The 25,628-nt window shown below is 74.9% G+C and carries 22 protein-coding genes; 11 read left to right on the top strand and 11 right to left on the bottom strand.

Translation table 11 applies throughout. The features are described from left to right. Positions 1-10 precede the first annotated feature (10 nt). Positions 11-541, bottom strand: coding sequence for a hypothetical protein (locus EJK16_RS14330; protein WP_127130485.1), 531 nt, complete (start codon positions 539-541; stop codon positions 11-13). A 446-nt stretch (positions 542-987) separates the two neighbouring features. Between EJK16_RS14330 and EJK16_RS14325 the strand changes: the two genes are divergently transcribed. The 5 genes from EJK16_RS14325 (at position 988) to EJK16_RS19910 (ending at position 5,690) form a co-directional block, all read left to right on the top strand. Next, on the top strand, positions 988-1,737 hold the full coding sequence (locus EJK16_RS14325; RefSeq protein WP_164737357.1) for a cysteine hydrolase: 750 nt from the start codon (positions 988-990) through the stop codon (positions 1,735-1,737). Next, positions 1,737-2,405, top strand: coding sequence for an AmiS/UreI family transporter (locus tag EJK16_RS14320; protein ID WP_127130483.1), 669 nt, complete (start codon positions 1,737-1,739; stop codon positions 2,403-2,405). Before EJK16_RS14325 ends, EJK16_RS14320 begins: the two co-directional genes overlap by 1 nt. A 265-nt stretch (positions 2,406-2,670) precedes the next feature. After that, positions 2,671-3,318, top strand: a complete 648-nt coding sequence (locus EJK16_RS14315; RefSeq protein ID WP_127130481.1) for a hypothetical protein — start codon at positions 2,671-2,673, stop codon at positions 3,316-3,318. 50 nt (positions 3,319-3,368) lie between these two features. Next, positions 3,369-4,004, top strand: a complete 636-nt coding sequence (locus tag EJK16_RS14310) for a hypothetical protein (RefSeq protein WP_127130479.1) — start codon at positions 3,369-3,371, stop codon at positions 4,002-4,004. A gap of 240 nt (positions 4,005-4,244) precedes the next feature. Continuing rightward, on the top strand, positions 4,245-5,690 hold the full coding sequence (locus EJK16_RS19910) for a phosphotransferase (protein ID WP_205739782.1): 1,446 nt from the start codon (positions 4,245-4,247) through the stop codon (positions 5,688-5,690). Between the two features lie 15 nt (positions 5,691-5,705). Here EJK16_RS19910 and EJK16_RS14295 read toward each other — a convergent pair whose 3' ends face one another. The 3 genes from EJK16_RS14295 to EJK16_RS14285 are packed head-to-tail and all read right to left on the bottom strand — an operon-like array spanning position 5,706 to position 13,268. After that, complete coding sequence (locus EJK16_RS14295; protein WP_127130477.1) at positions 5,706-9,179, bottom strand: ATP-dependent DNA helicase; 3,474 nt, start codon at positions 9,177-9,179, stop codon at positions 5,706-5,708. Beyond that, positions 9,176-12,397: an ATP-dependent DNA helicase gene (locus tag EJK16_RS14290; protein WP_127130475.1), complete on the bottom strand. Its 3,222-nt coding sequence runs from the start codon at positions 12,395-12,397 to the stop codon at positions 9,176-9,178. Before EJK16_RS14290 ends, EJK16_RS14295 begins: the two co-directional genes overlap by 4 nt. A gap of 28 nt (positions 12,398-12,425) precedes the next feature. After that, complete coding sequence (locus tag EJK16_RS14285; RefSeq protein WP_127130473.1) at positions 12,426-13,268, bottom strand: DUF3152 domain-containing protein; 843 nt, start codon at positions 13,266-13,268, stop codon at positions 12,426-12,428. A 219-nt stretch (positions 13,269-13,487) separates the two neighbouring features. Here EJK16_RS14285 and EJK16_RS14280 point away from each other — a divergent pair, with 219 nt between their 5' ends. Then, the gene (locus EJK16_RS14280) at positions 13,488-13,712 is read left to right on the top strand and encodes a DUF3107 domain-containing protein (RefSeq protein WP_127130471.1); all 225 of its coding nucleotides are present in this window, start codon (positions 13,488-13,490) and stop codon (positions 13,710-13,712) included. 53 nt (positions 13,713-13,765) lie between these two features. Here the strand turns inward: EJK16_RS14280 and EJK16_RS14275 are convergent, their stop codons facing one another. Next, entirely contained in the window at positions 13,766-14,419 is a 654-nt protein-coding gene (locus EJK16_RS14275; RefSeq protein ID WP_127130469.1) for a ferritin-like fold-containing protein, read from the bottom strand. Positions 14,420-14,665: 246 nt separating this feature from the next. Between EJK16_RS14275 and EJK16_RS14270 the strand changes: the two genes are divergently transcribed. Then, positions 14,666-16,327, top strand: a complete 1,662-nt coding sequence (locus tag EJK16_RS14270; protein WP_127130879.1) for a DEAD/DEAH box helicase — start codon at positions 14,666-14,668, stop codon at positions 16,325-16,327. A gap of 284 nt (positions 16,328-16,611) precedes the next feature. Here EJK16_RS14270 and EJK16_RS14265 read toward each other — a convergent pair whose 3' ends face one another. Further along, positions 16,612-17,235 (bottom strand): MarC family protein, encoded by a 624-nt coding sequence (locus EJK16_RS14265; protein WP_127130467.1) that lies wholly within the window; start codon positions 17,233-17,235, stop codon positions 16,612-16,614. Continuing rightward, positions 17,232-18,074: a PHP domain-containing protein gene (locus EJK16_RS14260; protein ID WP_127130877.1), complete on the bottom strand. Its 843-nt coding sequence runs from the start codon at positions 18,072-18,074 to the stop codon at positions 17,232-17,234. The genes EJK16_RS14265 and EJK16_RS14260 overlap by 4 nt, the downstream gene beginning before the upstream one ends. Positions 18,075-18,215: 141 nt before the next feature. Here EJK16_RS14260 and EJK16_RS14255 point away from each other — a divergent pair, with 141 nt between their 5' ends. Continuing rightward, the gene (locus tag EJK16_RS14255) at positions 18,216-19,754 is read left to right on the top strand and encodes an aminopeptidase P family protein (RefSeq protein WP_127130466.1); all 1,539 of its coding nucleotides are present in this window, start codon (positions 18,216-18,218) and stop codon (positions 19,752-19,754) included. A gap of 112 nt (positions 19,755-19,866) precedes the next feature. On the opposite strand, the gene EJK16_RS14250 is transcribed toward EJK16_RS14255, so the two are convergent. Then, complete coding sequence (locus EJK16_RS14250) at positions 19,867-20,709, bottom strand: sugar phosphate isomerase/epimerase (RefSeq protein ID WP_127130464.1); 843 nt, start codon at positions 20,707-20,709, stop codon at positions 19,867-19,869. 1 nt (position 20,710) lies between these two features. Further along, a complete protein-coding gene (locus tag EJK16_RS19905) occupies positions 20,711-21,493 on the bottom strand; it encodes a general stress protein (protein WP_205739781.1) in 783 nt (260 codons plus the stop codon). A 126-nt stretch (positions 21,494-21,619) separates the two neighbouring features. Between EJK16_RS19905 and EJK16_RS14240 the strand changes: the two genes are divergently transcribed. Genes EJK16_RS14240 through EJK16_RS14230 form a run of 3 tightly spaced genes read left to right on the top strand, consistent with a single transcriptional unit; the run spans position 21,620 to position 24,631 of the window. Beyond that, a complete protein-coding gene (locus tag EJK16_RS14240) occupies positions 21,620-22,918 on the top strand; it encodes a magnesium transporter MgtE N-terminal domain-containing protein (protein WP_127130462.1) in 1,299 nt (432 codons plus the stop codon). Then, positions 22,911-23,501, top strand: a complete 591-nt coding sequence (locus tag EJK16_RS14235) for a DUF1003 domain-containing protein (RefSeq protein WP_127130460.1) — start codon at positions 22,911-22,913, stop codon at positions 23,499-23,501. The genes EJK16_RS14240 and EJK16_RS14235 overlap by 8 nt, the downstream gene beginning before the upstream one ends. Beyond that, positions 23,498-24,631, top strand: a complete 1,134-nt coding sequence (locus EJK16_RS14230; RefSeq protein ID WP_127130458.1) for a P-loop NTPase — start codon at positions 23,498-23,500, stop codon at positions 24,629-24,631. The genes EJK16_RS14235 and EJK16_RS14230 overlap by 4 nt, the downstream gene beginning before the upstream one ends. 76 nt (positions 24,632-24,707) lie before the next feature. On the opposite strand, the gene EJK16_RS14225 is transcribed toward EJK16_RS14230, so the two are convergent. Continuing rightward, on the bottom strand, positions 24,708-24,932 hold the full coding sequence (locus EJK16_RS14225; protein ID WP_127130456.1) for a DUF3072 domain-containing protein: 225 nt from the start codon (positions 24,930-24,932) through the stop codon (positions 24,708-24,710). 62 nt (positions 24,933-24,994) lie between these two features. Beyond that, entirely contained in the window at positions 24,995-25,603 is a 609-nt protein-coding gene (locus tag EJK16_RS19900; RefSeq protein ID WP_240646077.1) for a twin-arginine translocase TatA/TatE family subunit, read from the bottom strand. Positions 25,604-25,628: the final 25 nt, after the last annotated feature.

Genomic DNA, 25,628 nt, shown 5'->3' with positions numbered 1-25,628 from the left:
GGGGCGTAGGTCAACAGCCCGCGCCGGGGTCCGTGAATGCGTGGCTGTAGACGGTGCCGCCGGTGCGCTCGGTCCGAACCGTCGCCCCGACCATCCAGTAGTTCCCCCTGAGCTCGCCGACGCAGTACGGCGTGGTCCGCAGGATGCTGTCGGGGATGGCGTAGCCGGTGCCGGCGGAGTCGTAGCGGACCCCGTAGCTGCCGTCGCCGTACTGGACCCACTGGGAGGTCGAGGGGTCCTGGTAGTACAACGCGACCGTCGCGTCGATGACGCTGTGGGTGGTCGCACAGTTCACGCGGACCCCGCCGATGTGGTGATAGTCGGGCGCGGGCGTCCAGTCGTACACGATCCCGACCTCGACCGTGCAGTCGTCGACGGTGTACGCGAGCGGGTTGGGCGCAACCACAGAGCTGAAGTCACCGGGCGTCGTCGATGCGGCGTCCGCGGGCAGCCCCACGAAGCCCAACGAGGCCATGGCGAGCGCGCCAGCGCCGACGGCGGCGAGGCGACGAGCGGGTCGCAGCGGTCCGAGGGCCTTCATGCCGATCATCTTCAATCTGCGGCGAACGGTTGGGGGGGGCGGCTCCGTGCCAGCGTGCGCGCCCCCCGGCGGATCAGACCAGCCCCCGTTCTGGGGCTGCCGCGCGCACGCCCAGGGCGGTGACACCGCTGGTCTCTCCCCTCGAAACCCTCCTGCCCGGGATCCATCGTCGGTCTCATGGACTGAGATTTCCGTCACCGTGCCGGGGCGCTCGCAGCGACGTGACTACGTTCCTGCGCATGACGACCTACCTGACCGGCGCGGCAGAGCGAATGCCCCCGGCCGCCGCCACGGTTCGTCTGCGCCCGTCCCAGGTGCGCTGACACGCACCGGGCGACGGCCGGCTACACGGCCCCGTTCGTCAGCCCGCGGCGCCGCCAGCCTTCTCGGCAGCGCGCCGCCTGACCTCCACCTCGTGTCATGCCCACCCCTTCAGGGAGACCTCCATGTCCATCGACATCGCCCCCCGCGTCACCCCGCTCGAGCCCGTGCCGCTCGACCCTGCCGCCCTCGGCTTCCCGCCCAGCAACGTCGACTCGATCCCGCCGCTCGCCGAGCAGTGGAAGTCGCTCGACCTGCGCGAGATCCTCTCGCGCCCCGCCGCGTTCCTCTCCGTCAGCCAGTCGAACTCCCTCTACCGGCCCGGTGGCGTGCAGTACGCCGAGGGCCACGCGTTCCGCGGCTCCCTGGAGGCGACCGTCGCGAGCGTCCGGGCCGCGCGCACCGCCTCGAACTTCGTGTCCTTCAACTGGATCGGCTACACCGTCTTCCGGGACACCTACCCGCAGTCGGAGTTCGACCGCGCGCAGTACCAGGCGTGGACCGGCGCGATCGACGCCACCCCCGAGCAGATCGCATGGGACGACGCCCTCGTCTCCGACCTCCAGGAGCTCGTCGAGCCGGGTGACAACGAGCTCTATGAGAAGGCCCTGCAGACGGCGTTCACCGGGACGGACCTCCCACTCGAGCTCGCCCGCAAGAAGGTCGAGACCGTCGTCATCACCGGCATCCACACCGACTGGTGCATCGAGGGCAACGCCCGCGCGGCACGTGACAACGGCTACCTGCCGATCGTCATCGGGGACGCGACGGGCACCAACCACCCCAGCACTGAGCGCTCGACCTTCGAGCGCATCAACAGCTTCTTCGCGCCGGTGATCTCCTCCCGGGACTTCATCGACCTGGTGGCCCGCTGATGGGCACCGTCGGCCTCCTCCTCGTCGGCGTGGTGCTGCTCGTCAACGGGCTGTCCAGCCTCGGCCTCGTGCCCCCGCGCAGCGCCGCGCCCCTCAACCTGTTCGTCGGCACCGTCCAGGTGGTCTTCCCGACGATCATCCTGGTCCAGCACGGCACCGACCCGGCCGTGGTCAACGCCACCTGGCCCAGCCTCCTGTTCGGGATCACGTACCTCTGGTTCGGGCTGCTGAACATCTTCGAGATCGAGCCCCAGGGCTTCGGCTGGTACAGCGCGTTCGTGGCCGCCATCGCCCTGTTCTACGCGGTCACCACCGCCCGGACCGACCCGGTCTTCGCGGTCATCTGGGGAACGTGGGCGATCATGTGGACCCTCTTCTTCGTCCTGCTCGGCCTCGGCCGCACCCGGCTGGGGTCCTTCGACCTCGGCCGGTTCACCGGCTGGTTCCTGGTCCTCCTGGGCGTGCCGACCTGCACGGTCTCGGCGCTCTTCCTGCTCCACGGCACCTGGGCGACGACGGCGACCGCCGGCCTGGCGGCGCTGGCCGGCCTCGCGCTGCTCACGGCCCTGTCCGTCGTCCTGACGCGGGGGGCCCTGCCGGGCCGGGGCACCCGGCGCGAGGGGAGTCCCGCCCGGGCCGGCGGCGAGCTCGTCCCCTCCGAGGCGTAGTCCCATCGGCCTGGGCGCAGAGGCCCCGTTCTTGTCGCCCTGAGCCAAAAGCTTCGCGTCGCCCTGAGCCAATGGCGCGGGAAGGCCTGGATCCCCCTTCGCAGGGGATCCGGGCCTTCCCGCGTCACTTCCGCATCACTTCCGCGCCACGTCGCTCGACCGCGCGGAGCGTGGGCCGCGCACGCGTCACGCGCGTCCCGCCGCGTGAGAGCATCGCGGCTCGGGCGCGGCACACGGCCGCTGCCCGCGGAGGGATGGTGGGCGAGTGCGGCAGTCGTCCGGCACGAGGGTGCCCGTAAGAAAGCCCGGCGGCCCCTGGGGCTGGGCGTGGAACCTGCTCCGGGTGCTGGCGCTCCTGGCGGCGGGGCTGTTCGCGATCGGACTGGTCACCAGGGGCGTGCACGCGGCCTTCTTCGCCGCCGTCGCCGCCGCCGCCGACGGCAACCCACGGACGGTCGCCGTTCTCGTGATGGCGGCGTACGCCGTTCCGCCGGCCTACGTGACCTGGCGGCTCTTCCGGGACACGCGCCCAGGGGCGGCGCTCGCGAGGCAGACCGAGGGCCTCGGAAGCGCCAGAGACAGGTGGGTGCTGGTCGGCCGGTGGGTGCCGGCCGCCGTGCTCGCGCTGCCCGCCTTCCTCATGATGCCCGGCCAGCACGACGCCGGTCTCGACCGCGAGCAGGCCGCCGGGTACCTGGGGTCGATGGTCATGGCCGACGCCGTCATGGACGCCATCGGCGCCGGCGTCCTCGGCCTGCTCGCCTGGCTCGGCCTGTGGTCCGTCGCCCTCATCGGCCTGCGGCAGGCGAGTCGTCGGCGGGCCCTCACGCTGGTGCTACTGGCCCTCGGCATGACGACGTACTGGCTAGTCGCGGGGCGCATCGTGCTGGGTGGGGTCCCGGCCGCGTCGTAGGAGGGCCGGCGGGAGGCGATACCGTCTCCCCCGAACCCGACGGAGGCAACATGTCCGATATTGAGATCTGGGAGTCCGAGCTCCGCACCACGGGGCAGGTGCGGCTGAGCACCAGCCGCAGGCACAACGTGCTCGCGCTGCTCGGGTGCCTGGCGTTCACCGCCGTCGGGGTTGCGCTGGCCCGGGAGTCCCTGTTCGTGGCCGTGCTCGCCGTGGGATTCTTCGGCGTCATCGGGATCCCCGTCATGATCGTCCAGCTGGTCAAGCCGCGGGACGTCGTCGTGACCGCGACGGAGGTGCGCTTCACCTCGGGCCTGGCCGTGCCGTGGCAGCAGGTGGCGGCCGTGGAGATCGGGGCCCTCCAGCGGCAGACGATGATCCTGCTGCGCATGACGCCGGACGGGGCGCCGCAGGTCAAGGCGCAGTACGGCGCCGTGCAGCGCGCGCTGGCCCCCGCCAACGACGGCATCACCGGCGGCCCCACGGTGACGCTGCCCGTCCAGCTCCGCGCCGACAAGGCACACCTCGGGGCCTGGCTCACCGGAGTGCACTACCGGGCCGTGATGAACGAGCCGGACGCCGAGATCGTGCTCTCCGACGGGGACGACGACACCGACGACGACCCCACCTCGCCGGGCGACGACACCCGGTTCATGCCGCCGGAGATGCGCCCGCCCCGGCCCTAAGAAAGGCCCCGGACGCGGCCGGGCCCGGGCCCGGCCAAGCGTGCCGGTGACGGCGCGCTCCGCGAGAGGTCCGACCGGCGCAGGCGCGCGGCGCCCGGGCCGCGCGACGCGTGCGCCCACCGGCGAGCGGGGCGCGCAGGGATCACCGCAGCCTCGCTCGAGGGGGCCCCGCGTGGCGGAGCGCACATTGGACGGCGCGTGCAGCCGACACGGCGGGGCCGCGCCGCCTACGGTTGCGATGTGGTCCGCTCAGCTCTCGCCCTCGCCGCCCTCGCCACCACGGCCGTGCCCGGCCTCGACGTGGTGGCCACGCGGCCGCCCCAACGCGCGACGACCGACTTCCAGACCACCGGCCTGCTCGACGCCGGGGGCCGCCACTGGGTGATCCGCGCCCCGCTGCACCCCGCCGCCGGGGCGGCGCTGGAGGGCGAGGTCGCGCTGCTGGCCAACCTCGCCGCCGTCATCGACGCCGGCGAGCTGCCCTTCGACGTCCCGCGTCCCGCCGGGTTCGCCACCCTGCCCGAGGGCGGCCGCGCCATGGTCTACCGCGAGCTGGTCGGGCGCCCCCTCAACCTGGACCGGCTCGCCGCCGGCCCGGGGCTCGCCGCGGAGCTCGGCCGCGCGATCGCCGCCTTCCACGAGCTGGACGCCGCCGTGATCGCCGACTCCGGCCTGCCGGTCTACGACGCCGAGTCGTATCGCAAGCGCTGCCTCGCCGAGGTCGACGAGGCCGCCCGGACGGGGCACGTGCCCTCGGTGCTGCTCAACCGCTGGGAGCACGCCCTCGAAGACGTGGGCCTGTGGCGTTTCCGGGCCACGCCCGTGCACGGCGACCTCACGCCCGAGCACGTGCTCGTCAACGGCGGACGGGTCACGGCCATGCTCAGCCTGGCTGACGCCCACGTCGGCGACCCCGCCGAGGACCTCGCCTGGCTCCTTGCCGCGGCCCCCGAGGACGCGCTCGACGCGATCGAGGAGGCGTACTCGCTCGCCCGCACCGAGGGCGGCGACACGTCCCTGCTCGACCGCGCGCTGCTCGTCTCCGAGCTCGCCCTCGCCCGCTGGCTGCTCCACGGCGTGCGCACGGGCGAGCAGGAGATCGTCGACGACGCCGCGATCATGCTCCGCACCCTCGCCGAGGACGTCGAGGACGCGCCCCCGATCGGCGCGCGCGAGCCCGTGGTGGTCCGCGACGACCGCCAGGACTGGGTGATCCCCGAGGAGGCCGACGGGATCGAGGCCCCGCTGGAGGCCACCGCGTTCTGGGACGACAGCGGCGCCGTGCAGATCGAGATCGAGGACGAGATCTGGACGGGCCCCGACGATGACGAGGACGAGGACGCCGAGGTGGCCGGCGGTGTGTCCACCGACCCCGCGGCGGTGACCGAGGAGCTCCAGCTCGGCGGGGACCTCGCGGAGGCGCTGGCGGCGGACGGCGGCTCGGACGCCGCGCCCTCGGACGCGGCTGCCACGGGCACCGAGGCGACGGCCCCCGGGCGGGCGGGCGCCTCGGCGCCCGACGCACCGCCCACCGACGCGCAGCCCACCGACGCCCCCCGGACCGCGGAGTCGGCGGCCACGGAAGAGCTCCAGCTCGGCGGCAACCTGCCCGACTTCCTGGTCGAGGACGACGAGGGCCAGGCGGGCGGCACCCCCTCGGAGGCCGCCGGCGACACGCGCCGCTGATCCACGCCGGCACGGCTACGGACGCGGCGCCTGCCCCGCCTCGATCGCGCCCGCCATGCGCGCGGCGATCTCCTCCTCGCTCAGGGCGCCGGCGCGCACGGTCACGTCGTGCGAGACGTAGTAGAACGCGGCCCCCACCTCGTCCAGGGGTGTGCCCGTCGCCCGGGACCACGCCAGCCGGTAGAGCGCCAGCTGCATCTCCCGCTCGGCCAGCTCCTCGGGGCTGCGCGGCGGCCGGCCCGTCTTCCAGTCGACCACCTCGACCCCGCCGGGACCGTCGAACACGGCGTCGATGCGGCACCGCACGATCGTGCCGGCCACCGGCGTCTCCAGGTCGACCTCGACGGCGACCGGCACCCGCTGCGCCCAGGCCGAGGCGCTGAACGTGCGCTGGAACGCGACGAGGTCGGCGTCGGTCAGGTCCGGGACGTCGCCGAGGTCCTCGCCGCTGCCGGCGACGTCCTCGATGTCGAGCAGGGCGCCCTGGCCGTAGAAGTGCTCCACCCACGCGTGGAAGCGGGTGCCGCGACGCGAGACCACGGTCGGCTCCGTCGGGACGGGCCGGCGCCGGTTGCGGGCGAACGCGTGCGGGTCGGCCACCAGGTTCACCACGGCCGAGGCGGACAGGTGTCCGGCGAGCGGGACCTCCTGCTCCCGCTCGCGCTCGGTGTCCCGCTCCGCCAGCAGCAGGCGCGCATCCTCGAGCCACCGGGCCGCCTCGCCCCCGCCCGGGCCCCGGTCCGGCCCCGCAGCCGCGAGGAGCAGGGGCTCCCGGCGCTGGAGCGCAGCCTGCTCGCGCACCAGCGCGGCCGCCGCCTCGAGCGGGCCCCGCCGCACGCCGAGGGGGTCCTGGGGCCAGAGCGCGGTGACCTCCTGCTCGAGCGCGGGGTTGTCCGTGCCGTCCTCGGGCTGGGGTGTCCACGCCGGGGCCGTGTTGGGCCTCGGCACGGCCCCGGACGGCTCCGGGCCCGTCGCGGCGGCGCCAGCCTCGGCCGAGATGGTGCCCGGCGGGTCGGCGACGGGCATGTCGGTGACCAGTCCGGCACGGAGCGGCTCGGCGAGGAACCGCGAGGGCGGCAGCGGCATCTTGCCGGTGCGGAACCACGACCCGGTCAGCAGCAGGGTGCTGCGCGCGCGGGTGAGGGCGACGTAGGCGAGCCGGCGCTCCTCAGCCACCTTGTGCGCGCCGGCGTCGGCGCGGAACTGCTTGCGTGCCTCGTCGACGTCCTTGTGGGTGACGGCGTCGAGCAGGTCGAGGACGGGCAGCGACTCGGCGTCGCCGCGCAGCGGGTAGGGCAGCTCCCGCACGTCCGTGAGCCAGCCCGAGTCGCTGACCGAGCCGTCGGCGGCGGGCTTGCCGTCGTAGCCCGGGAACTGGCTCTCGACCATCCCGGGGACGGCGACGACGTCCCACTCCAGGCCCTTGGCAGCGTGGACGGTGAGGATCTGGACCACCGAGGAGTCCGGCTCGTCGCCGGCGGGCTCCGCGGCGTCGAGGCCGCGCTCGCGTTCCTCGGCGGCGTCCAGCCAGGCGAGGAACGCGCCGAGGGTGGGGGCCTCGACGTCGGCCGAGAAGGTCGCGGCGACCTCGGCGAAGGCGTCGAGCGCGGCCCGGGCGCCACCGCCGCCGCGGCCGGCGCGGGTGGCGACCTCGATGTCGAGGCTCAGCATCTGCTCGGTGGCCAGGACCAGCTCGGGCAGCGGCAGGTAGGACAGCGACCGGAGCTGGCGCAGGGTGCTGCTCAGCCGCCGGACGCGGTCCGCCGCGGCCGCGGAGAACGTGTGCCCCCGCCGGCTCGTCCAGCCGACGGCCGGCGGGTGGTCCACGGCCTCGATGAGGCTGGACTCCTCACGCGGGTCGAGGCGCCGTTCCGGGTCCTCGGTGAGGGCGTGCGCGGCGGTGCGGGCGAGCTCGCGGGCCCAGTCCTGCAGGGCGTGCAGATCGGCGGCGCCGAGGCGCAGGTTCGTCAGGAGGCGCATGAGGGCGTCCCCGCGGCCGGCGTCGTGGGCGGCCTGCAGCGTCGCGCGCAGGTCCACGACCTCCGGCGTGGCGAGCAGGCCGCCGAGCCCGAGCACGCGCGCCGGCACGCCGGCTTCGCGCAGGGCGGCGACCATCTCCGCGAACTGGGACCGCTTGCGGCACAGGACCGCGGCGGTCTGCTTGGACCGGGGGTCCCAGCTGCTCGCGAAGAACGCGGCGACCTGCCGGGCCTCGTCGGCCTGGCTCAGGGCGTAGCCGCCGAGCACCCGCCCGGGCCCGGCACCCGGGCGGGGCAGGAGCACCGGGACCTCGACCGTCGGCCCCTCCGACCGGCCGGCCCGCAGCGGTGTCGAGACGGTGTTGGCGGCGTCGAGGATCGCCTGGTCGTTGCGCCACGACGTGCTCAGGGCGAGGGTCCGTGCGGGCTGACCGGCGGCGGTCGGGAACGTCCCCGGGAACGTCGCCAGCGCCGCGGCGGACGCGCCGCGCCAGCCGTAGATGGCCTGGTTGGGGTCGCCGACCGCGGTGACGGGGTGCCCGTCGCCGAACAGGGCGGAGAGCAGGCGCAGCTGGGCGACGGACGTGTCCTGGTACTCGTCGAGGAGGACGACGCGGTACTGCTCGCGCAGCTGCTGGCCCACGTCCGGCACGTCGGTGGCGATCCGCGCGGCCAGGGCCACCTGGTCGGAGAAGTCCATGAGCCCGTGCTCGCGCTTGCGCCCGGCGTAGGCGGTGACGAGGTCCATCAGGGCGATGCGTTCCTGGACGCTGCGGGCGACCCTGGCCACCTCGGCCATCGGCTTCTTGGTGCGGCCCTCCGGCTCCTTCTCGAGCAGGTCGCGCAGCAGGTCCGCGAGGAGCTCCCGGGCCTCGCCCGGCGCGAGGAGGTGCTCGCCGAGGGAGCCCGCCAGGGCGAGCACCGCGTTGGTCACCGTCCCCGGCGACCGGTCCGTCCCGAGGTCCTCCGACCAGCCCTGCACGAGGTCGTCGGCGAGCTGCCAGGCGGCGGCCTCCGTGATGAGGCGGGCGTCCGGGTCGGCCCCGACCCGCAGCGCGTGGTCGCGGGCGATGTTGCCGGCGAAGGAGTTGTAGGTGGCGATGTGCGGGCGGTCCACGTCCAGGCCGCGCGCCGCGTCGGCAGGCGCGCCGGCCGCGGGCGCCCCGACGGCTGGGTCGGGCCCCGCGGCGCCCACGAGACCGGCGGCGCGCAGGGCCCGCAGGCGCAGGCGCACCCGCTGGGCCAGCTCGGCCGCGGCCTTGCGGGTGAACGTCAGGCCGAGCACCTGCTCGGCGTCGACCAGGCCGTTGGCCACGAGGTAGACGACGCGGGCGGACATGGTCTCCGTCTTGCCGGAGCCGGCGCCCGCCACCACGAGCAACGGCTCGAGCGGCGCCTCGATCATCGCCCGCTGCTCGTCGGTCGGGGTGTACAGGCCGAGCGCCTCGGAGATGTCGGCGGCGCTGTAGCGCACCCGCTCGTCGGGCAGGGTCTGCGTGCTCTGGCTCATCGGGTCACCCGTTCTCCGGTGTCCTGCAGTGGGCAGGAGGTGCGCACCGGGCAGTGGTTGCACTGGTCGTTGAGGCGGGCGACGAACGTGGCGCCCGACATGGCCTCGGCGGCCTCGGTGACCAGGCGCGCCGCCCACTGCGGGTCCTCGGCCTCGGTGAGCGCGGGCTGGGGCCGCAGCGCCGCGCCCTTGCCGGTGCCGAGGTAGACCAGCCGCGCGCCGGCGGAGGTGGCCTCCCCGAAGGCGCCGTTGTCCACGGCCACCTGGTACGCGCCGAGCTGGGCGTGTTCCTCGGCCTTGGCGGCGCTGACCGGGTTCGCCGAGGTCTTGAGGTCGACCACGCGGACCCGCCCGTCCCCGAGGTGCTCGACCCGGTCCATCCGCCCGGTCAGGTGGGCGCGCCCGACGTCGGCGGTGAACTCCCTCTCGACGTCGACCTCGCCGGGCACGGCCGCGACGTAGGCGGCGAGGCGGTCGACCATCCCCTCGGCCAGCTGGCGCTGGCGCCGACCGACCCAGCCGTCACCCAGGCCGAGCTCGGGCCACCGGGCCTCGAGCGCGGCGCGCATCTGCTCGGCGCTGCCGTGCGGGTGCTCGGCCGCGATCTCGTGCACGAGGGAGCCGACGGACTGGTCCATGCTCCGCTCGCCGCGGCCGCCCGCCTGCTCGAGCGCCCAGCGCAGCGAGCATGCCGTGGCCTGCTCCACGCTGGACGGGCTCACCGGGACGGGCGCGTCCGCCGGGCGCAGCGGCACGTCGCTGGTCACGGGGGCGAGCCCCGCCCAGCCGGCGGGGTCGGCGCCCGGCACCCCCTGGTCGGCCAGGTGCGCCAGCAGCGCGGCCGCCACCTCGCGGCGGGCGCCGCCGTGGGGCTGGGCGGCCGGGTCCGCCTCGACGGCGCACCGCAGCTCCGCGACGAGCCCGCGCAGGTCCAGGGCCGGCGGGGCGGTCCGCAGCAGGTCCTCGGGCTCGCCGTCGGGGGCGAGCAGGTCGAAGAAGGAGGACGGGCGCTGGTCCTCGTCGAGGACGGCGGTGACCAGGAGCCTGCGGGTGGGGCGGGAGACCGCCACGGCGAGCATGCGCAGCTCGTCGTCGAGGACCTCGCGGCGGGCGGGGCCGTAGGCGCGGCGCCCGTCCGGGGAGCGGCCGGCCTCGACGTCGGCCAGGGCGCCGGCGCCCAGGAGGGAATCGCGCAGCCGCAGGTCCGGCCAGACGTCCTCCTGCAGGCCCGCGACCACCACCACCTGCCACTCCTCCCCCGCGGCGGCCGCCGGGGTCAGCACCTGCACGGTCTCGGCGCGCACCCCCTGGGCGGCGAGCGAGTCCGCCGGGAGGTCCTGCGAGCTGAGGTGGTCGAGGAACCCCGCGGGGCCGCCGCCGACGGTGCGGTCGGTGTACTGCTCGGCCGCGCGGAAGAGCGCCATGACGGCGTCGAGGTCGGCGTCCGCACGCTCGGATCCCGCGCCGCCGGCCAGTGCGCGCTCGCGCCAGGGGTCGGCCAGTCCGCTCGCGTCCCACAGCGCCCACAGCACGGTCTCGGCCGTGGCGCCCGGCCTGTCGAGGGCGTCGCGGGCGGCCGCGAGCACCCTGGCGACACGCAACGGCCCGCGGCGCACCTGCGAGGGCAGGGCCTCGGCGTGGTCCGTGCCGGCGACGGCCTCGACGAGGAGCTCGTCGATGCCGCGGCCGCCGTCCTGGGCGCGCTCGCGCCCGCGCAGGGTGCGCCGCAGCGCCCGGAGCGAGACGGCGTCCAGCGCCCCGACGGGCGAGGTGAGCAGCTCGACGACCTGCTCGCCGCTCACGGACCGCGCCAGCGCGGCGCGCAGGGCGAGCAGGAGGGGACGCACGGCCGGCTCCTCCCGCAGCACGCCGGGTGCGGCGCTCCCGCCGGAGGGCACGCCCCAGCTCCGCAGCATGCGCTGGAAGCCGGTCAGGTCACCCGACGAGCGCACGATCACCGCCATCTCGGACCAGGGCGTGCGGTGGTGGAGGCGCTCCTCCCGCAGGCACCGCGCGACGAACGCCGCCTCCTGCGCGCGCGAGCGCAGCATGGCCACCTCGACGCCGCGCGGCGCCCCGGTCGCGGCCGGCCGGCTCGGCGCGGCGGCCGCGGCCTTGCGGTGGGCGGCGGTGCCCGCGGTGGTGATCATGCGGGTGACGGTGGCCGAGGCCCGGCGCAGCACGCCGTCGCCGCGGTGCACCGTGCGCAGCTCGATACGGGTCGCGCCGAAGCCACCGAGCTGGTCCCTCGTCTCGGCGAGCCCGACCAGGGCGGGCGTACCGCCGCGGAAGCCCTGGACGCCGACGTCGGGATCGCCGTGCAGCAACAGCTGGGCGCCGTCCTCGGCCAGGACCTGCAGGAGCCGGGCGGTGGCGAGGGTGGAGTCCTGGTGGTCGTCCACGACGACGACCGACCAGCGGGGTCGCGGGTGGCCGGGGACCTCCCGCTCCCAGGCGCGCAGAGCGGCCGTGGCCTCGTCCACGATGCGCGAGGAGTCGAGCCGGGCGCCGCGGTCCGGGGTCATCTCACCCAGGGCGGTGATCTCCTGGTACTCCTGCAGCAACGCGGCGGCGGCGACCCACTCGCCGCGGCCGAACCGCTCCCCGCGGTCCGCGAGGTCAGCGGGGCCCAGGCCGAGCTCGGCGGCGCGCATGAACAGGTCGCGCAGCTCGTCGCGGAAGGCGCCCAGCGCCAGCGCCTCGGGGCCGATGCTCGCGGGCCAGCGCACGGGGGCGCCGAGCCCCGCCCGGTGGCCGGCCAGCAGCTCGGCGAGCGTCTGGTCCTGCTCCGGGCCGGTGATCAGCGTCGGCGGCGGCTCCTGCAGCAGCGCCGCCCGCAGCCGCAGCACCGAGTACGCGAACGACGCGGGCGTGCGCACCATGACCTGGGTGGTCGTGGCGCCCATACGGGCGGCGACGACGTCACGCACGCGGGCGGCACCGCGGCGCGTCGGCACGAGCATCAGGGCGCCCTGCTCCCCCGCCACGTCCCGGACCACGGGCATCTGCGGCGCCGCGGCGGCACGCGCGAGGAAGGACTCGATCGCCGTCGTGGTCTTGCCCGTGCCCGGCGCCCCGACGACCAGCAGATGCCCCGATCGGACGGGCCACGCCACGGCGCTCGCCTGGTCTGCGTCGAGGACGGGAGCTGGGTCGGCCGGGACGGGCAGGCTCAGCCGCAACGACGTGCGGCGGGGCGCGACGGCCGGGGAATCCATGCCCCGATGTCATCACACCCCACTGACATCACGGAAAAGGCCAGCCCGCGGGCTGGCATCCGCCCAGGTCGAGACTTTGCTGGAGCATCACGGGCGCCGGCTGGCCGGGGCCGGGGCAGGTGACGTGGGTGTGGCCGAGCAGGTGACCGACCTCATGGTTCACGAGGTACTCCCGGTACGCCGGGACCGTGCCGCCAGCGGCGAGGAACGGCTCAGCGCCCGCGGACCACCGCTCGACGTTGAGCACGGCCAGCCCGTCGCTCGCGCACGAGACCCGGCCCAGGGTGCGCAGCGGGGCGCACAGCGCGTCCGTCAGCGTGGCGGACGCGAGCACCACCCCCACGTCGGCGGCCCCGTCCGTGCGGGCGAAGACGACGGAGCCGTCGCGCCCCCAGCCCCGCGGGTCGTTGAGGATGGTCATCACATGGTCGGCGAAGGCGGACCCGTTGGCGGGCAGACCGGCCTCGACCTCGACGCGCACCGTCACGACGCGGCCCGCCGCGCGGGGCGGGCCGGCCGCGCCGGGGACGGTGACGAGCTGCCCGGAGGCGCTGGCGGGGATCTGCGCCGCGGTCAGCCCCGCGCGGGCGCGCTGGGCACGCAGGACGGCCTCCGCGCTCGGGGGTGACCACGTCACCTCGGCCTTCGCCGGGCGGCCGGTCGGGTGGTCCGTCGCGCCGACGGCGGGTTCGCCGTCGGCGCCGCGGTCACCGGCGGGGGACCCGGGCGCGTCCGGTCGCTGCACGGCGGTGGTGGCGCCCCCGTCCTCGAGGAGCGCCGGCGTCGTCCCACCGCTCAGCACGCCCACGCCGAGGATGGCGGCCAGGACCGTCGTCAGGGCGCGACGGCGGAGGATGGGCACGACCCCCATCCTGCCACCGGGCGCCCGGGCCGCCCGACGGCGGACCCGCGGCGTGCACAGGCGCGCGGCACAGGCGCGGGGCGCACAGGCTGCGCGCCGCGCCCGGGCGTCCCGGCCGCGGCCCGGCGGCCCCACGACCTACGATGGGCTGCAGCACATCGCATGCCGCACGGCACCGCGTCCCGTGCCGGCCGGGTGAGCCCGGCACCGCGTACAGAAGGAGAAACTGTGGAGATCACCATCGGCGTCCGGAACGTTCAGCGCGAGATCACCCTGGAGTCGACGCAGAGCCCCGACGAGGTGCTCGCCGCCGTGGACAAGGCGCTCACCGACTCCGCCTCGCTGGTGCTGGAGGACGACAAGGGGCGCCACGTGGTGGTCCCGGCCGGCGCCCTCGGCTACGTCGAGCTGGGCCCGGCCGAGCAGCGCCGGGTGGGCTTCGGCCTGGTCTGACCCCGAGCGGCGATCGGGGACGCGGCCTGAGGCTGTCCCCGGGATGGACCGCCTCAGGCCGTCAGCCCGAGGCGGTCCATCCGGCGCGCGTGCCCGGTGGAGAGCTTGTTGCGCACCCAGGCCGCGCCCCCGCCCGCCGCGGCGTCGTCGTCGAGGTGGGCCAGCAGGAGCGGGTGCTCGGCCAGCGCGTGCTGGGCGATGCCGAGCGCCTCGCCGCCGACCCGGCGGCCCCACAGGGCGAGCCGGGCGGCCAGCTGCGGCTCGGCGGCGATGACGGGCTCGAGCGCGGCGACCACGAAGTCGCCGTGGCCGCTGTCCGCCAGGGTCGCCTCGACCGCCGCGCCGGTGGTGGCGTCGAGGCGGGTGGAGAGCGCCCGCTGCAGGTCGGCGAGCACCCCGAACGCCACGTACGTCCGCATGAGGCGCTCCCACCAGCTGCCCGGCGCGGTGCGCTGGTCGAAGTCGCCCAGCAGAGCGGCGTACGAGCCCATGCTCGTGTAGAAGTCCCCGCCCAGGTCGGTCACGAGGCGCTCGAGCTGGTCGAGGTGCGCCAGCTCGCCGGCGGCCATCCGCGAGAGCGTCACCTGCCCGGGCAGGTCGGGGGCGTGCTGGGCGTCCTTGGTGAAGCGCGTGAAGGCCGCGAGCTGGATGAAGGAGTGCAGCCCCAGCAGGTCGACGACGGCGGCGTTCTCGGCAGGGTCCGGCATAGGCCCAGGTTAGGCGCTCGCGCCGCCCCTGCGCGGTCACGCCGGCCCGCGGGGCGCCGCCACCCGGCGTGACCGTGCCCACGTAGCGGCCGGGTCCCGCGCGAGGGGCCGGCGCGCTACCCTTGACAGGTACACGGTTGCCCGGTCGTCTCGTACACACCTGAGCCTGAGCCGCTGACGCGGCGCGAAATGATCACGATCGGCTGCCACGAGCAGGTGGTTCGACCCCTGCGCCACGGCCTCTCGATGCCGGCTGGCGCGCGCGCCACCACTGAGACGACAAGGCACACTTTGACACAGCTCACCACCTCCGGCGTCCTCGACGCCGTCGAGGGTCCTGCCCCCGTGATCGACGAGGTCACCCCGGACATCACCGACGACGGCAGCACCGTCAAGCTCGAAGAGCAGACCTTCGCGGACTTCGGCGTCCAGGACGCCATCGTCGAGGCGCTCCGCGACGTCGGCATCACCCACCCCTTCGCCATCCAGGCGCTCACCCTGCCGGTGGCGCTGAACCGCGGCGACATCATCGGCCAGGCCAAGACCGGCACCGGCAAGACGCTCGGGTTCGGCATCCCCCTCCTCCAGCACCTCGTCGCCCCCGGCGAGGACGGCTGGGAGGACCTCGACGCCTCCGGGAAGCCGCAGGCCCTGGTCATCGTCCCCACCCGCGAGCTCGCGAAGCAGGTCGCCGACGACCTCGCGACCGCCGCGCGCAAGCGCAGCGTCCGCGTCGTGCAGGTCTACGGCGGCCGCGCCTACGAGCCGCAGATCGCCGCCCTGAACAAGGGCGTCGAGGTCGTGGTCGGCACGCCGGGCCGCATGATCGACCTGCTCAAGCAGCAGATCCTCGACCTCGGCCACGTCCGCACCGTCGTGCTCGACGAGGCCGACGAGATGCTCGACCTGGGGTTCCTGCCCGACGTCGAGACCCTGCTCTCGCGCACCCCCGCCACCCGCCACACGATGCTGTTCTCGGCCACCATGCCCGGTGCCGTCGTCGCGATGGCCCGCCGCTACATGTCCCGCCCCACGCACATCCGCGCGCAGGACCCCGACGACCAGGGCGCCACGGTCAAGAACACCCGCCAGGTGGTCTACCGCGCCCACGCCCTGAACAAGGTCGAGATGCTCGCCCGCATCCTCCAGGCGGAGGGCCGCGGGCTGACCATCGTGTTCACCCGCACCAAGCGCACGGCCGCGCGCGTGGCCGAGGACCTCGCCGAGCGCGGGTTCGCCTCCGCCGCCATCCACGGCGACCTCGGCCAGGGCGCCCGCGAGCAGGCGCTGCGCGCCTTCCGCGCCGGCAAGGTCGACGTGCTCGTGGCCACCGACGTCGCCGCGCGCGGCATCGACGTCGACGACGTCACGCACGTGGTCAACTACCAGTGCCCCGAGGACGAGAAGATCTACCTGCACCGCATCGGCCGCACCGGCCGCGCGGGCAACACCGGCACCGCGGTCACGTTCGTCGACTGGGACGACATGCCGCGCTGGTCGCTGATCAACAGGCAGCTGAACCTCGGCGCCGACGACCCGGTGGAGACGTACCACACCTCCCCGCACCTGTACGCGGACCTGAGCATCCCGGAGGGCACCACCGGCCGCCTCCCCCGCGGCGCTCGCACCCGCGCCGGGCTGGACGCCGAGGAGCTCGAGGACCTCGGCGAGACCGGCAAGCGTCACGCCGGCGGCCACGACGGCGGACGGGACTCCGGCCGTGGGCGTGGGGGCCGGGACGCCGGCCGGTCCCGCGACGCCGGCCGCTCCCGCGAGGCCGGCCGCCCGCGCGAGGCCGCGCACGACGGCGCCCACCCGCACCACGACGTGGAGGGCGAGCGTCCCAAGCGCAGCCGCAGCCGCCGCCGCACCCGCGGCGGGAAGTCCGCGGAGGGCACGCAGGCCTGATCGGCGGCCAGTCCGCGGAGGGCACGCAGGCATGACCGGCGGCCAGTCCGCGGAGGGCACGCAGGCATGACCGGCGGCCACCCGCCAACGGCACACAGGAATGGGGACGGACCCGGCAGCGCGCTGCCGGGTCCGTCTGTCTGGACCCTGGCACTGGGCTTTTTCGCAAGTGCTACAGGACGCGCCGACCGCTACAGCGCCCACGTGCCGCACTCGGAGTGCCGAGCAGCACTCGGCACCTGCGCGGGAGGGCGCCCGTGCGGGCGGCCGCCCGCACGCGGTGGTCAGAACTGCTGGTGGATGAACACGAAGACGGCGTCGACCATGAGTTGGACCGCGATGGCCGCCAGCAGCAGGCCCGCCAGGCGCGTGATCAGGGTCGTCCCGCCCTCGCCGAGGATCCGGTGGATGACGCCGGCGAACCGCATCACCGCCCAGATCACCACGTGGATGGCCACCAGCGCCACGCCGATCGCCACCCACCCGGCCACGGACCCGTCGGACTCCTGCACGGCGAGCATCGCGGCCACGATGGCGCCGGGGCCCGCCAGCAGGGGCGTGCCCAGCGGCACGAGGGCCACGTTGACGCCCCCCGAGGAGGGCTGCGGGTCCTCGGCCTTGCCGGTCAGCAGCTCCATCGCCACCAGCAGCAGCAGCAGGCCGCCGGAGAGCTGCAGCGCCGGGATGGAGATGTGCAGGAACTCGATGATGTAGCGGCCGAACAGCGTGAAGACCAGGATCACGCCGAAGGAGACGACGGTCGCCTGACGCGCCGCGGCGCGCCGCTCCTTCGCCGTCATCGTCGACGTGAGCGCCAGGAACACCGGCACGGTCCCGGGCGGGTCCATGATGACGAACAGTGTCGCGAACGTCGTCGAGAGCAGCGTCAGGTCGACGACTGCACTCACGGGCGCACCACGGGAAGGAAGCCCTGGTCCTCGATCATCTCCAGGACCGGCGGGGCGGTGGTGTGCTCGCCCAGCACGTTGGGCTTCCCGTCACCGTGGTAGTCGCTCGAGCCGGTCCTGGCCAGGCCGAGGCGGGCGGCCAAGCCGGCGAGCTCACGCATCGCCCCGTCGGTGTGGTCCCGGTGGTCGATCTCGAGGGCGGCGAGCCCGGCCTCGGCCATCTGGGCGACGACGGCGTCCGCGACCACCCGCCCGCGCACGCTGGCGCGCGGGTGGGCCATGACGGGCACGCCGCCGGCGGCGCGGACCATCTCCACCGCCACGACCGCGTCCGGGGAGCGGTAGGGCACGTAGTAGGGGCCGCGCACGGACAGGACCGTGTCGAAGGAGGTGCCGCGGTCCGGCATGACGCCGGCCGCCACGAGGGCGTCGGCGATGTGGGGCCGGCCGACGGTGGCCCCCTCCGCCAGCTGGTCCTCGACCATCTCCCAGGTGATCGGGTAGTCCGCCCCGAGGCGCTCGACCATCTCCCGGGCGCGGACGTCCCGCGAGGTGCGGGCGCGCTCCATCTCACGAGCCAGGTCGGCGTCGGCCGGGTCGTGCAGGTAGCTGAGGAGGTGCACGGTGATGCCCCGCGCCTGGCACGAGAGCTCGGCGCCGCGCAGCAGCGCCACGCCCGTGGCCGCGACCGCGGCCTCGGCCTCCGCCCAGCCGCGCACCGTGTCGTGGTCCGTCAGCCCGACGACGTCCAGCCCGGCGGCCGCCGCGGCGCGCATGAGGTCGGCGGGGCTGTCGGTGCCGTCCGAGACGGCCGAGTGGGCGTGCGGGTCGATGCGCACCGTCTCATCTGCTGACACAGGGGCCAGGTTACGGCCTGCACCGCGCCCCACCGGCCGCCCGTGGACCCACGGCGTGTGCCGTGCGCCACGCTCTCGCTGGGCGCCGGCGCCGGGTTGGGGTCGCGGTGGGATCATGGGTCAATGAGCGAACCGCAGACATCCCCCACCGAGCAGCCCCTGAGCGAACGCGGGAACAACCGCTCCCAGCGCCCCACGAGCCAGGCCTTCCGTGAGTTCATCGCCGAGGGCTGGGGCCCCCGGCCCGACGGGCTCCCCGAGCGGGCCGCCGCCGCGGACTACGCCGCGCAGCGCCGCGCCGCGCTGGGCCGGCTGTTCCCGGGCGAGCGCCTCGTCATCCCCGCGGGCGAGCTGAAGGTCCGCAGCAACGACGACGACTACCGCTTCCGTCCCCACTCCGCGTTCGCGCACCTCACCGGTCTCGGCACGGACCAGGAGCCCGACGCCGTGCTGGTGCTCCACCCCGTCACGCCTGGTGCACCTGGGGACGACTCCCCCACCCACGAGGCGGTCCTCTACTTCCGCCCGCGCGCCGGCCAGGACACGGAGGAGTTCTACGCGGACTCCCGCTACGGCGAGCTGTGGGTCGGGGTGCGTCCCTCGCTGGAGGAGATCTCCGCCCACACCGGCCTGCGCGCCGAGCACATCGACTCCTTCGGCGACGCCCTCGCCAAGGACGTCGGCGCCGGGCAGGTGCAGCTGCGCGTCGTCCCGCAGTCCGACGTCGCGGTCGAGGCGCAGGTGGCCGCCGTGCGGGAGCAGTCCGGTCTCACCGCGGCCGCCGCCGAGACCGACGCGGACCTCGCCGAGGCGCTGTCCGAGCTGCGCCTGTACAAGGACGACTACGAGGTGGGCCAGGTCCGCGAGGCCGTCGCCGCCACGGCCAAGGGCTTCGAGGACGTCGTGCGGAACCTGCCGCGCGCCGTCGACCACCCCCGCGGGGAGCGCGTGATCGAGGGCGTCTTCGGCGCCCGCGCGCGCGCGGAGGGCAACGGCCTGGGCTACGAGACCATCGCGGCCGCCGGCAACCACGGCAACACCCTGCACTGGATCAACAACGACGGCGCCGTCCGCCCCGGCCAGCTCGTGCTCATCGACGCCGGCGTCGAGGTCGACTCCCTCTACACGGCCGACGTGACCCGCACGCTGCCGGTCGACGGCGTCTTCACCGCCGCTCAGCGCAAGGTCTACGAGGCCGTCCTCGAGGCCGCCGACGCCACCTTCGCCCGCGCCGGCCAGCCCGGCGTCCGGTTCAAGGACCTCCACGCCGCCGCCATGGAGGTCCTCGCGACCCGGCTGGCCGAGTGGGGCATGCTGCCCGGCACGGCCGAGGAGTCGCTCTCCCCCGAGGGGCAGTACCACCGCCGCTGGATGGTCCACGGCACCAGCCACCACCTCGGCCTGGACGTGCACGACTGCGCGCAGGCCAGCCGGGAGATGTACCTCGACGCAGAGCTCAAGCCGGGCATGATCTTCACGATCGAGCCGGGCCTGTACTTCCGCGAGGACGACCTCAAGGTCCCCGCGGAGCTGCGCGGCATCGCGGTGCGCATCGAGGACGACATCCTCGTGCGCGAGGACGGCACGGTGGAGAACCTCTCCGCCGCCCTCCCTCGGACGCCCGACGCGGTCGAGGCCTGGATGGCCGAGCTGCGCGGCTGACCCCGGCCCGCTCCGGAGTACATCCCTCGGCCATACGCCGAGGGATGTACTCCGGAGCGCCCCGGTGGCGATGCCCTCCGGAGCGCCTCGGTGGGGGCGAGGGACCGCGCCGTCAGCTGTCTTCGGGCACGTCCGCGTCCGGCACCGGGCGCAGCGACCCGGCGCCCAGGTGCTCGCGCGCGAACGCGAGGGAGTCGGCCAGGGCGGAGCGGCGCCCGACCTCGGACATCTTGCGCGTGTTCACCTCCACCACCACGGACCCGCCGTAGCCCTCGGCGGCGAGCATCTGCAGCACCTCGGCGCAGGGCTGGTCGCCGCGGCCGGGCACCAGGTGGTCGTCCTTGAAGTTGTCGATGCCGTCCGCCAGGTGCAGGTGCGCGAGCCGGGGGCCGAGCTCGTCCGCCATGGCGAGCGCGGCGTCACGGTCCAGGCCCGCCGTGGCGGTGTGGGACAGGTCGAGGGTCACGGAGCCGTAGTCGTGCTCCAGCGGGTCCCAGCCGGGCAGGTAGGCCTGCATGGTCCGTTCGCGGCGGGACGTGCGTGCCCGCCACGGGAACATGTTCTCCACGGCCATGCGCATCCCGTCGAGACGCTCGCGCTCCGCGATGGCGCCGACGAAATGCTCGGCGTACGTGCGCTGCCACCGGAACGGAGGGTGGATGACGACGACGTTCGCGCCGACCTCGTGCGCCATCTCGGTGGACCGGTCGATCTTGTCCCACGGGTCCCGGCCCCACACCCCCTGGGTGAGCAGCAGCGTGGGGGCGTGAATCGCCAGGATCGGCAGCCCGAACTCCTCGGTGAGCCGCTTCAGCCCGTCGATCTCCTGGCTGACGGGGTCACGGAAGACCATGACTTCCACGCCGTCGTAGCCGAGGTCCCGCGCGAGGGTGAACGTCTGCTCGACGCCCCCGGGATACACCGATGACGTCGAGAGGCCGACCGGGATGCGCACCTCAGCGGTGCTCCTGCCCGGCCTCGTCCTGCGGGCCGCCGGGCTCCTCGCCCTGCTGCGGAGCCGCCTGCCCCGGGGTCCCGCCGGCGCCGTCCTGGAGGTCGTCCAGGCGCACGCCGTAACGCGGCCGCTCGTTAGCGCCCGAGCCGAACTGGCTCGGCGGCACGTCGGCCGCGTCGGTCGCGGCGGGCCGGGCCGGGCTCACCGGCGGGGCCACGTAGCCCGTCGGGGCCGCGTACGGGTTCTGGTTCGGCGGGCTCGACGGCGACGCGGTGTTCTGCCGCGGCGCGACGGGCCGGGTGGCGCCGCGCCCGGCGGCCATGAGCAGCTGGCGGGCCTCGCCCGCCTGCTCGCTGGCGCACAGCACGGAGTAGCGCGAGGCGACCACCTGGCTCGCGGAGGTGAAGTCGCGCTTGCCGCCCGTGAAGGCGTAGGAGACGACGGCGAAGAGGATCCCGAACGCGGCGCCGATCAGGATGCCGGCGGGGATGGGGAAGGCGCTCCCCGGGCTGAACAGGTAGAACAGCAGCGAGATCATCAGGCCGAACCAGGCGCCGCTCATGGCCCCCGCGCCGGCGACCCTGGCGTAGGTCAGCCGCCCGGTGATGCGCTCGACCATCCGCAGGTCGGTGCCGACGATCGTCACCTTCCGCACGTCGAAGGCCTGGTCGGAGAGGTGGTCCACGGCCTGCTGCGCCTCGAGGTAGCTGCCGTACGAGGCGATCTCGTCGCCCGTGGGAAGCGTCGGGATCCTCGGGTCGTTCTGCCTGCGCGTCTGTGCCATGGTCCCGATCTTCCTCCCCTTGGCGCGCCGGTGCCAGACGGTCCACGTCCGCAGCGGCCGCTGCCGAGGGGTCGGGCCGCAGGTGGGAGCGGTTCCGTGTCGTCCGGCTGGCCTAGGCTTGGCGCCGTGAGCACCACGACGAGCAGGAGCAGCGCGCCCAGCCGCGTGTACGTCGCGAAGCTGGCGGGCACCGCCGTCTTCGACCCCCTGGGTGACCAGGTGGGCCGCGTGCACGACGTCGTCGTGCTGATCCGCCCCAAGGGCGTCCCACGCGCCGTGGGGCTCGTCGTCGAGGTCTCCGGCAAGCGCCGGGTCTTCCTCCCGCTCACCCGCGTCACGAGCATCGACGCGGGCGCCGTGATCACGACGGGCCTGCTCAACATCCGCCGCTTCGCCCGCCGGGCCACGGAGACACTCGCCGTCGCCGAGCTCCTCGACCGCCAGGTCACCTTCCGGGACGGCTCCGGCGTCGGCATCGTCGAGGACCTGGCCCTGGAGCAGCAGCGCAACGGAGACTGGTACGTCACCCGGCTGTTCGTGCGCCGCCAGGGTCGCGGCGGTCTCGGGCTGCGCCGCGGCGAGGCCGTCGTCGTCGCCGTCGACGACGTCACCGGGCTCGGCGCGAGCCCCGCCCAGCAGGGGGCCACCGCGCTGCTCGCGACCCTGGAGAACCTCAAGCCGGCCGATATCGCCGACGTGCTCCGCGACCTGCCGGACACCCGGCGCCTGGAGGTCGCCAGCGAGCTCGACGACGAGCGGCTCGCGGACGTCCTCGAGGAGCTCGGCGAGGACGACCGCGTCCAGATCGTCTCCGGCCTGGACCTCGAGCGCGCCGCCGACGTCCTGGACGTCATGCAGCCCGACGACGCCGCCGACCTCGTCTCCGAGCTGCCGACCGAGCGCGCCCGCGAGCTCCTCGACCGCATGGAGCCGGAGGAGGCTGAGGACGTGCGCCGCCTGCTGGCCTACGAGGAGCACACCGCCGGTGGCCTGATGACGACGGAGCCGATCGTGCTTCCCCCCGAGGCGACCGTGGCCACCGCCCTGGCCCACGCCCGTCGCCACGACGTCACCCCGGCCCTGGCCGCCATGGTGTTCGTGGTGCGACCGCCGCTGGAGACGCCGACCGGCCGGTTCCTCGGCGTCGTCCACCTCCAGGAGGCCCTGCGCGAGCCGCCGCACGAGCTGCTCGGCGGGCTGCTGGACAAGGACGTCGACGCGCTGGCGCCCGAGGACGACATCGGCAAGGTCACCCGCCTGCTGGCCACCTACAACCTCACGGCGCTGCCGGTGGTCGACGACGCGCGCCGGCTCCTCGGCGCCGTCTCGGTGGACGACGTGCTCGACCACCTCCTGCCGGACGACTGGCGCGACGCCGACGACGCCGTCACCGACGAGACCATGACGAGGAGCGCGCATGGCTGAGCGTCTCGACACCCCGCTGGAGGCGCGCCGCCGCTGGTTCATGCGTCACCGGGTCGACCCGGAGGTTTTCGGCCGCGCGTCCGAGGGCATCGCCCGGTTCATGGGGACGCCGCGGTTCCTCCTCTACCTCACCGTGTTCTGCGCGGCGTGGCTGCTGTGGAACACGTTCGGCCCGTCGAACCTGCAGTTCGACTCCGCCGCCCTGGGGTTCACGGCGCTGACGCTGATGCTCTCGCTGCAGGCCTCCTACTCGTCCCCGCTGATCCTGCTGGCGCAGAACCGCCAGACCGACCGCGACCGCGTCAGCGCCGAGCAGGACCGCCAGCGCGCGGAGCGGAACCTCGCCGACACGGAGTACCTGGCCCGCGAGATGGCGGCGGTGCGCATCGCGCTGGGCGAGGTCGCGACGCGTGACTTCGTCCGCTCCGAGCTGCGCGGCGTGATCGAGGACATCGTCGAGGAGCGCGACGAGCGCATCCGCGACCTCGAGCGCGAGCTCGCGGCCATGCAGGAACGCCATCAGCGTCACCAGCGCGGTCAGCGGGACGGGGCGCTCGCCGAGCCGCCTACCATGGAGGCATGAGCGCTCCCACCGTCGAGGTCGTCCAGGCCGAGCTCGGCAACGTCATCGATCCCGAGATCCGCCGTCCCATCACCGAGCTGAACATGGTCCGCTCGGTCGAGGTCGCCGACGACGGCCTCGTCGTGGTCGGCATCGACCTGACGACGGCGGGCTGCCCGCTGCGCGAGACCATCACCCGGGACGTCACCAACGTCGTGGGGGCCATCGACGGCGTCTCCAGCGTCCGCGTGGACATGGGAGTGATGAGCGACGAGCAGCGCAAGGAGCTGCGCAGCATGCTGCGCGGCGGCGCCGCCGAGCCGGTCATCCCCTTCGCGCAGCCGGGCTCCCTGACCCGCGTGTACGCGGTGACGTCCGGCAAGGGCGGGGTGGGCAAGTCCTCCGTCACCGCCAACCTCGCCGCCGCGATGGCCGCCGACGGCCTCAAGGTCGGCGTGGTCGACGCCGACATCTACGGCTTCTCCATCCCCCGCATGCTCGGCGTGACCTACCCGCCGACCAAGGTCGACGACATGATCCTGCCGCCGGTCGCGCATGACGTGAAGTGCATCTCCATCGGGATGTTCACCCAGGACGGCCGCCCGGTGGTCTGGCGAGGCCCGATGCTGCACCGCGCGCTCCAGCAGTTCCTCGCGGACGTGTTCTGGGGAGACCTCGACGTGCTCCTCCTCGACCTCCCGCCGGGGACCGGTGACATCGCGATCTCGGTGGCGCAGATGCTGCCGAACTCCGAGATCCTCGTGGTCACCACCCCGCAGGTCGCCGCCGCTGAGGTGGCCCAGCGCGCCGGGATCATCGCCGAGCAGACGCACCAGCACGTCGTCGGCGTCGTGGAGAACATGTCCTGGCTCGAGCAGCCGGACGGTGCCCGCGTGGAGCTGTTCGGCTCCGGGGGCGGCGAGCGCGTGGGCGCCGAGCTGTCCACGGCGCTGGGATACCAGGTGCCGCTGCTCGCCCAGGTGCCCATCGAGATGGGGCTGCGGGAGGCGGGCGACGACGGCGTGCCGCTGGTGCTGCGCGAGGGCTCGAGCCCCGCGAAGGACGCGCTGCGCGGCCTCGCCCGCTCCCTCTCGCACCGCGCGCGCGGGCTGGCGGGCCGGTCCCTGGGCATCAGCCCGCTCGGGCGCTGAGGCCGCCCGGTCTCCCGGCACCGGGTCGTTCCGCCGAGGCGGCCCGGTCTCGCGAGACCGGGTCCCTCGGGGTGCCCTAGTCTCCGGAGACCCGGTCGCTCTGCTGACGCAGCTCGTCGATCAGGGTAGAGGCCTGCGCCTTGGTGAGTCCCTCCGGCACGTCGCGCCCCGCCTCACGGGCCAGGGTCCCCAGATAGCTCAGCTGCGCGCCGGTGGCGGGCTCGTCACCGGTGGTCCAGTCCTCGGGGTCCTTGATCGCGTCCTGGCGGCCGTCGTCGGCGCCGGCGTTCTGCTCGCTCATGCGACCACGCTACGGTCCGGTCGCGCGACGTGCCCGCCGAGGGCGGAGCACCCGGGTGGAGGTCAGGTGGCCTCGTCGTCGAAGGGGACGACGTACACGTCCGGGGCCGCGGCACCGGCCGGCGTCGCGCCGTCGGGCCCGCCGGCGGCCGGCGCGGCTGGCGCAACGGCCGCGGACCGGGTGGGTGCCGCGACCACCGGGGTCGCCGGGGCAACCGCCGGGGTGGCCGCCGCGACCGCCGGGGTCGCCGTTGAGGCTGCCGGGCTGGGCGTCGCCGGCGCGGGCGCTCCCTCGACGGGCGCCGGGGCGGGGGTCGCGACGGCGGGCTGTGCCACGGCCGCCACGCCCACCGCGCCGGCGGCGGCCGTCGCACCTGCCGGGGGCCGGCGCCGGGCGGCGGGGGGACGTGCGGCTGGGTGTGCCGGCGTGTCGTCCTGGAGCGCCTCCCGCACGATGCGGCGGGGGTCGTACTGGCGCGGGTCGAAGGCGGCGAGGTCGTCGAACTCCGGGCCGAGCTCCTCGCGGACCCGTTCCTTGGCCCCGGTCGCGAGGGCCTTGAGCTCCCGCGTGAGCCGGCCGAGCTGCTGCGCCACGGCCGGCAGCCGCTCGGGCCCGATGAGGAGGAAGGCGAGGATCAGCAGGACGATCGCCTCGCCACCGGAGATACCCATCACCGCCTCAGGATAGGCGCCCTGA

This window comes from Georgenia sp. SYP-B2076, from assembly GCF_003991205.1.
GTDB lineage: Bacteria > Actinomycetota > Actinomycetes > Actinomycetales > Actinomycetaceae > Georgenia.
Note: the sequence above shows the minus strand (reverse complement) of the source record. Positions and strands in the feature narration are given on the sequence as shown.

What these genes read in the sequence shown, in the direction of transcription:
- EJK16_RS14235 (WP_127130460.1), top strand. Translation starts at nt 22,911, where the DNA reads ATGGCTGAGCGTCTCGACACCCCGCTGGAGGCGCGCCGCCGCTGGTTC.
- EJK16_RS14285 (WP_127130473.1), bottom strand. Translation starts at nt 13,268, where the DNA reads ATGGGGGTCGTGCCCATCCTCCGCCGTCGCGCCCTGACGACGGTCCTG.
- EJK16_RS14320 (WP_127130483.1), top strand. Translation starts at nt 1,737, where the DNA reads ATGGGCACCGTCGGCCTCCTCCTCGTCGGCGTGGTGCTGCTCGTCAAC.
- EJK16_RS14325 (WP_164737357.1), top strand. Translation starts at nt 988, where the DNA reads ATGTCCATCGACATCGCCCCCCGCGTCACCCCGCTCGAGCCCGTGCCG.
- EJK16_RS19900 (WP_240646077.1), bottom strand. Translation starts at nt 25,603, where the DNA reads ATGGGTATCTCCGGTGGCGAGGCGATCGTCCTGCTGATCCTCGCCTTC.
- EJK16_RS14310 (WP_127130479.1), top strand. Translation starts at nt 3,369, where the DNA reads ATGTCCGATATTGAGATCTGGGAGTCCGAGCTCCGCACCACGGGGCAG.
- EJK16_RS14225 (WP_127130456.1), bottom strand. Translation starts at nt 24,932, where the DNA reads ATGAGCGAGCAGAACGCCGGCGCCGACGACGGCCGCCAGGACGCGATC.
- EJK16_RS14230 (WP_127130458.1), top strand. Translation starts at nt 23,498, where the DNA reads ATGAGCGCTCCCACCGTCGAGGTCGTCCAGGCCGAGCTCGGCAACGTC.
- EJK16_RS14295 (WP_127130477.1), bottom strand. Translation starts at nt 9,179, where the DNA reads ATGAGCCAGAGCACGCAGACCCTGCCCGACGAGCGGGTGCGCTACAGC.
- EJK16_RS14330 (WP_127130485.1), bottom strand. Translation starts at nt 541, where the DNA reads ATGAAGGCCCTCGGACCGCTGCGACCCGCTCGTCGCCTCGCCGCCGTC.
- EJK16_RS19905 (WP_205739781.1), bottom strand. Translation starts at nt 21,493, where the DNA reads ATGGCACAGACGCGCAGGCAGAACGACCCGAGGATCCCGACGCTTCCC.
- EJK16_RS14290 (WP_127130475.1), bottom strand. Translation starts at nt 12,397, where the DNA reads ATGGATTCCCCGGCCGTCGCGCCCCGCCGCACGTCGTTGCGGCTGAGC.
- EJK16_RS14255 (WP_127130466.1), top strand. Translation starts at nt 18,216, where the DNA reads ATGAGCGAACCGCAGACATCCCCCACCGAGCAGCCCCTGAGCGAACGC.
- EJK16_RS14275 (WP_127130469.1), bottom strand. Translation starts at nt 14,419, where the DNA reads ATGCCGGACCCTGCCGAGAACGCCGCCGTCGTCGACCTGCTGGGGCTG.
- EJK16_RS14270 (WP_127130879.1), top strand. Translation starts at nt 14,666, where the DNA reads ATGCCGGCTGGCGCGCGCGCCACCACTGAGACGACAAGGCACACTTTG.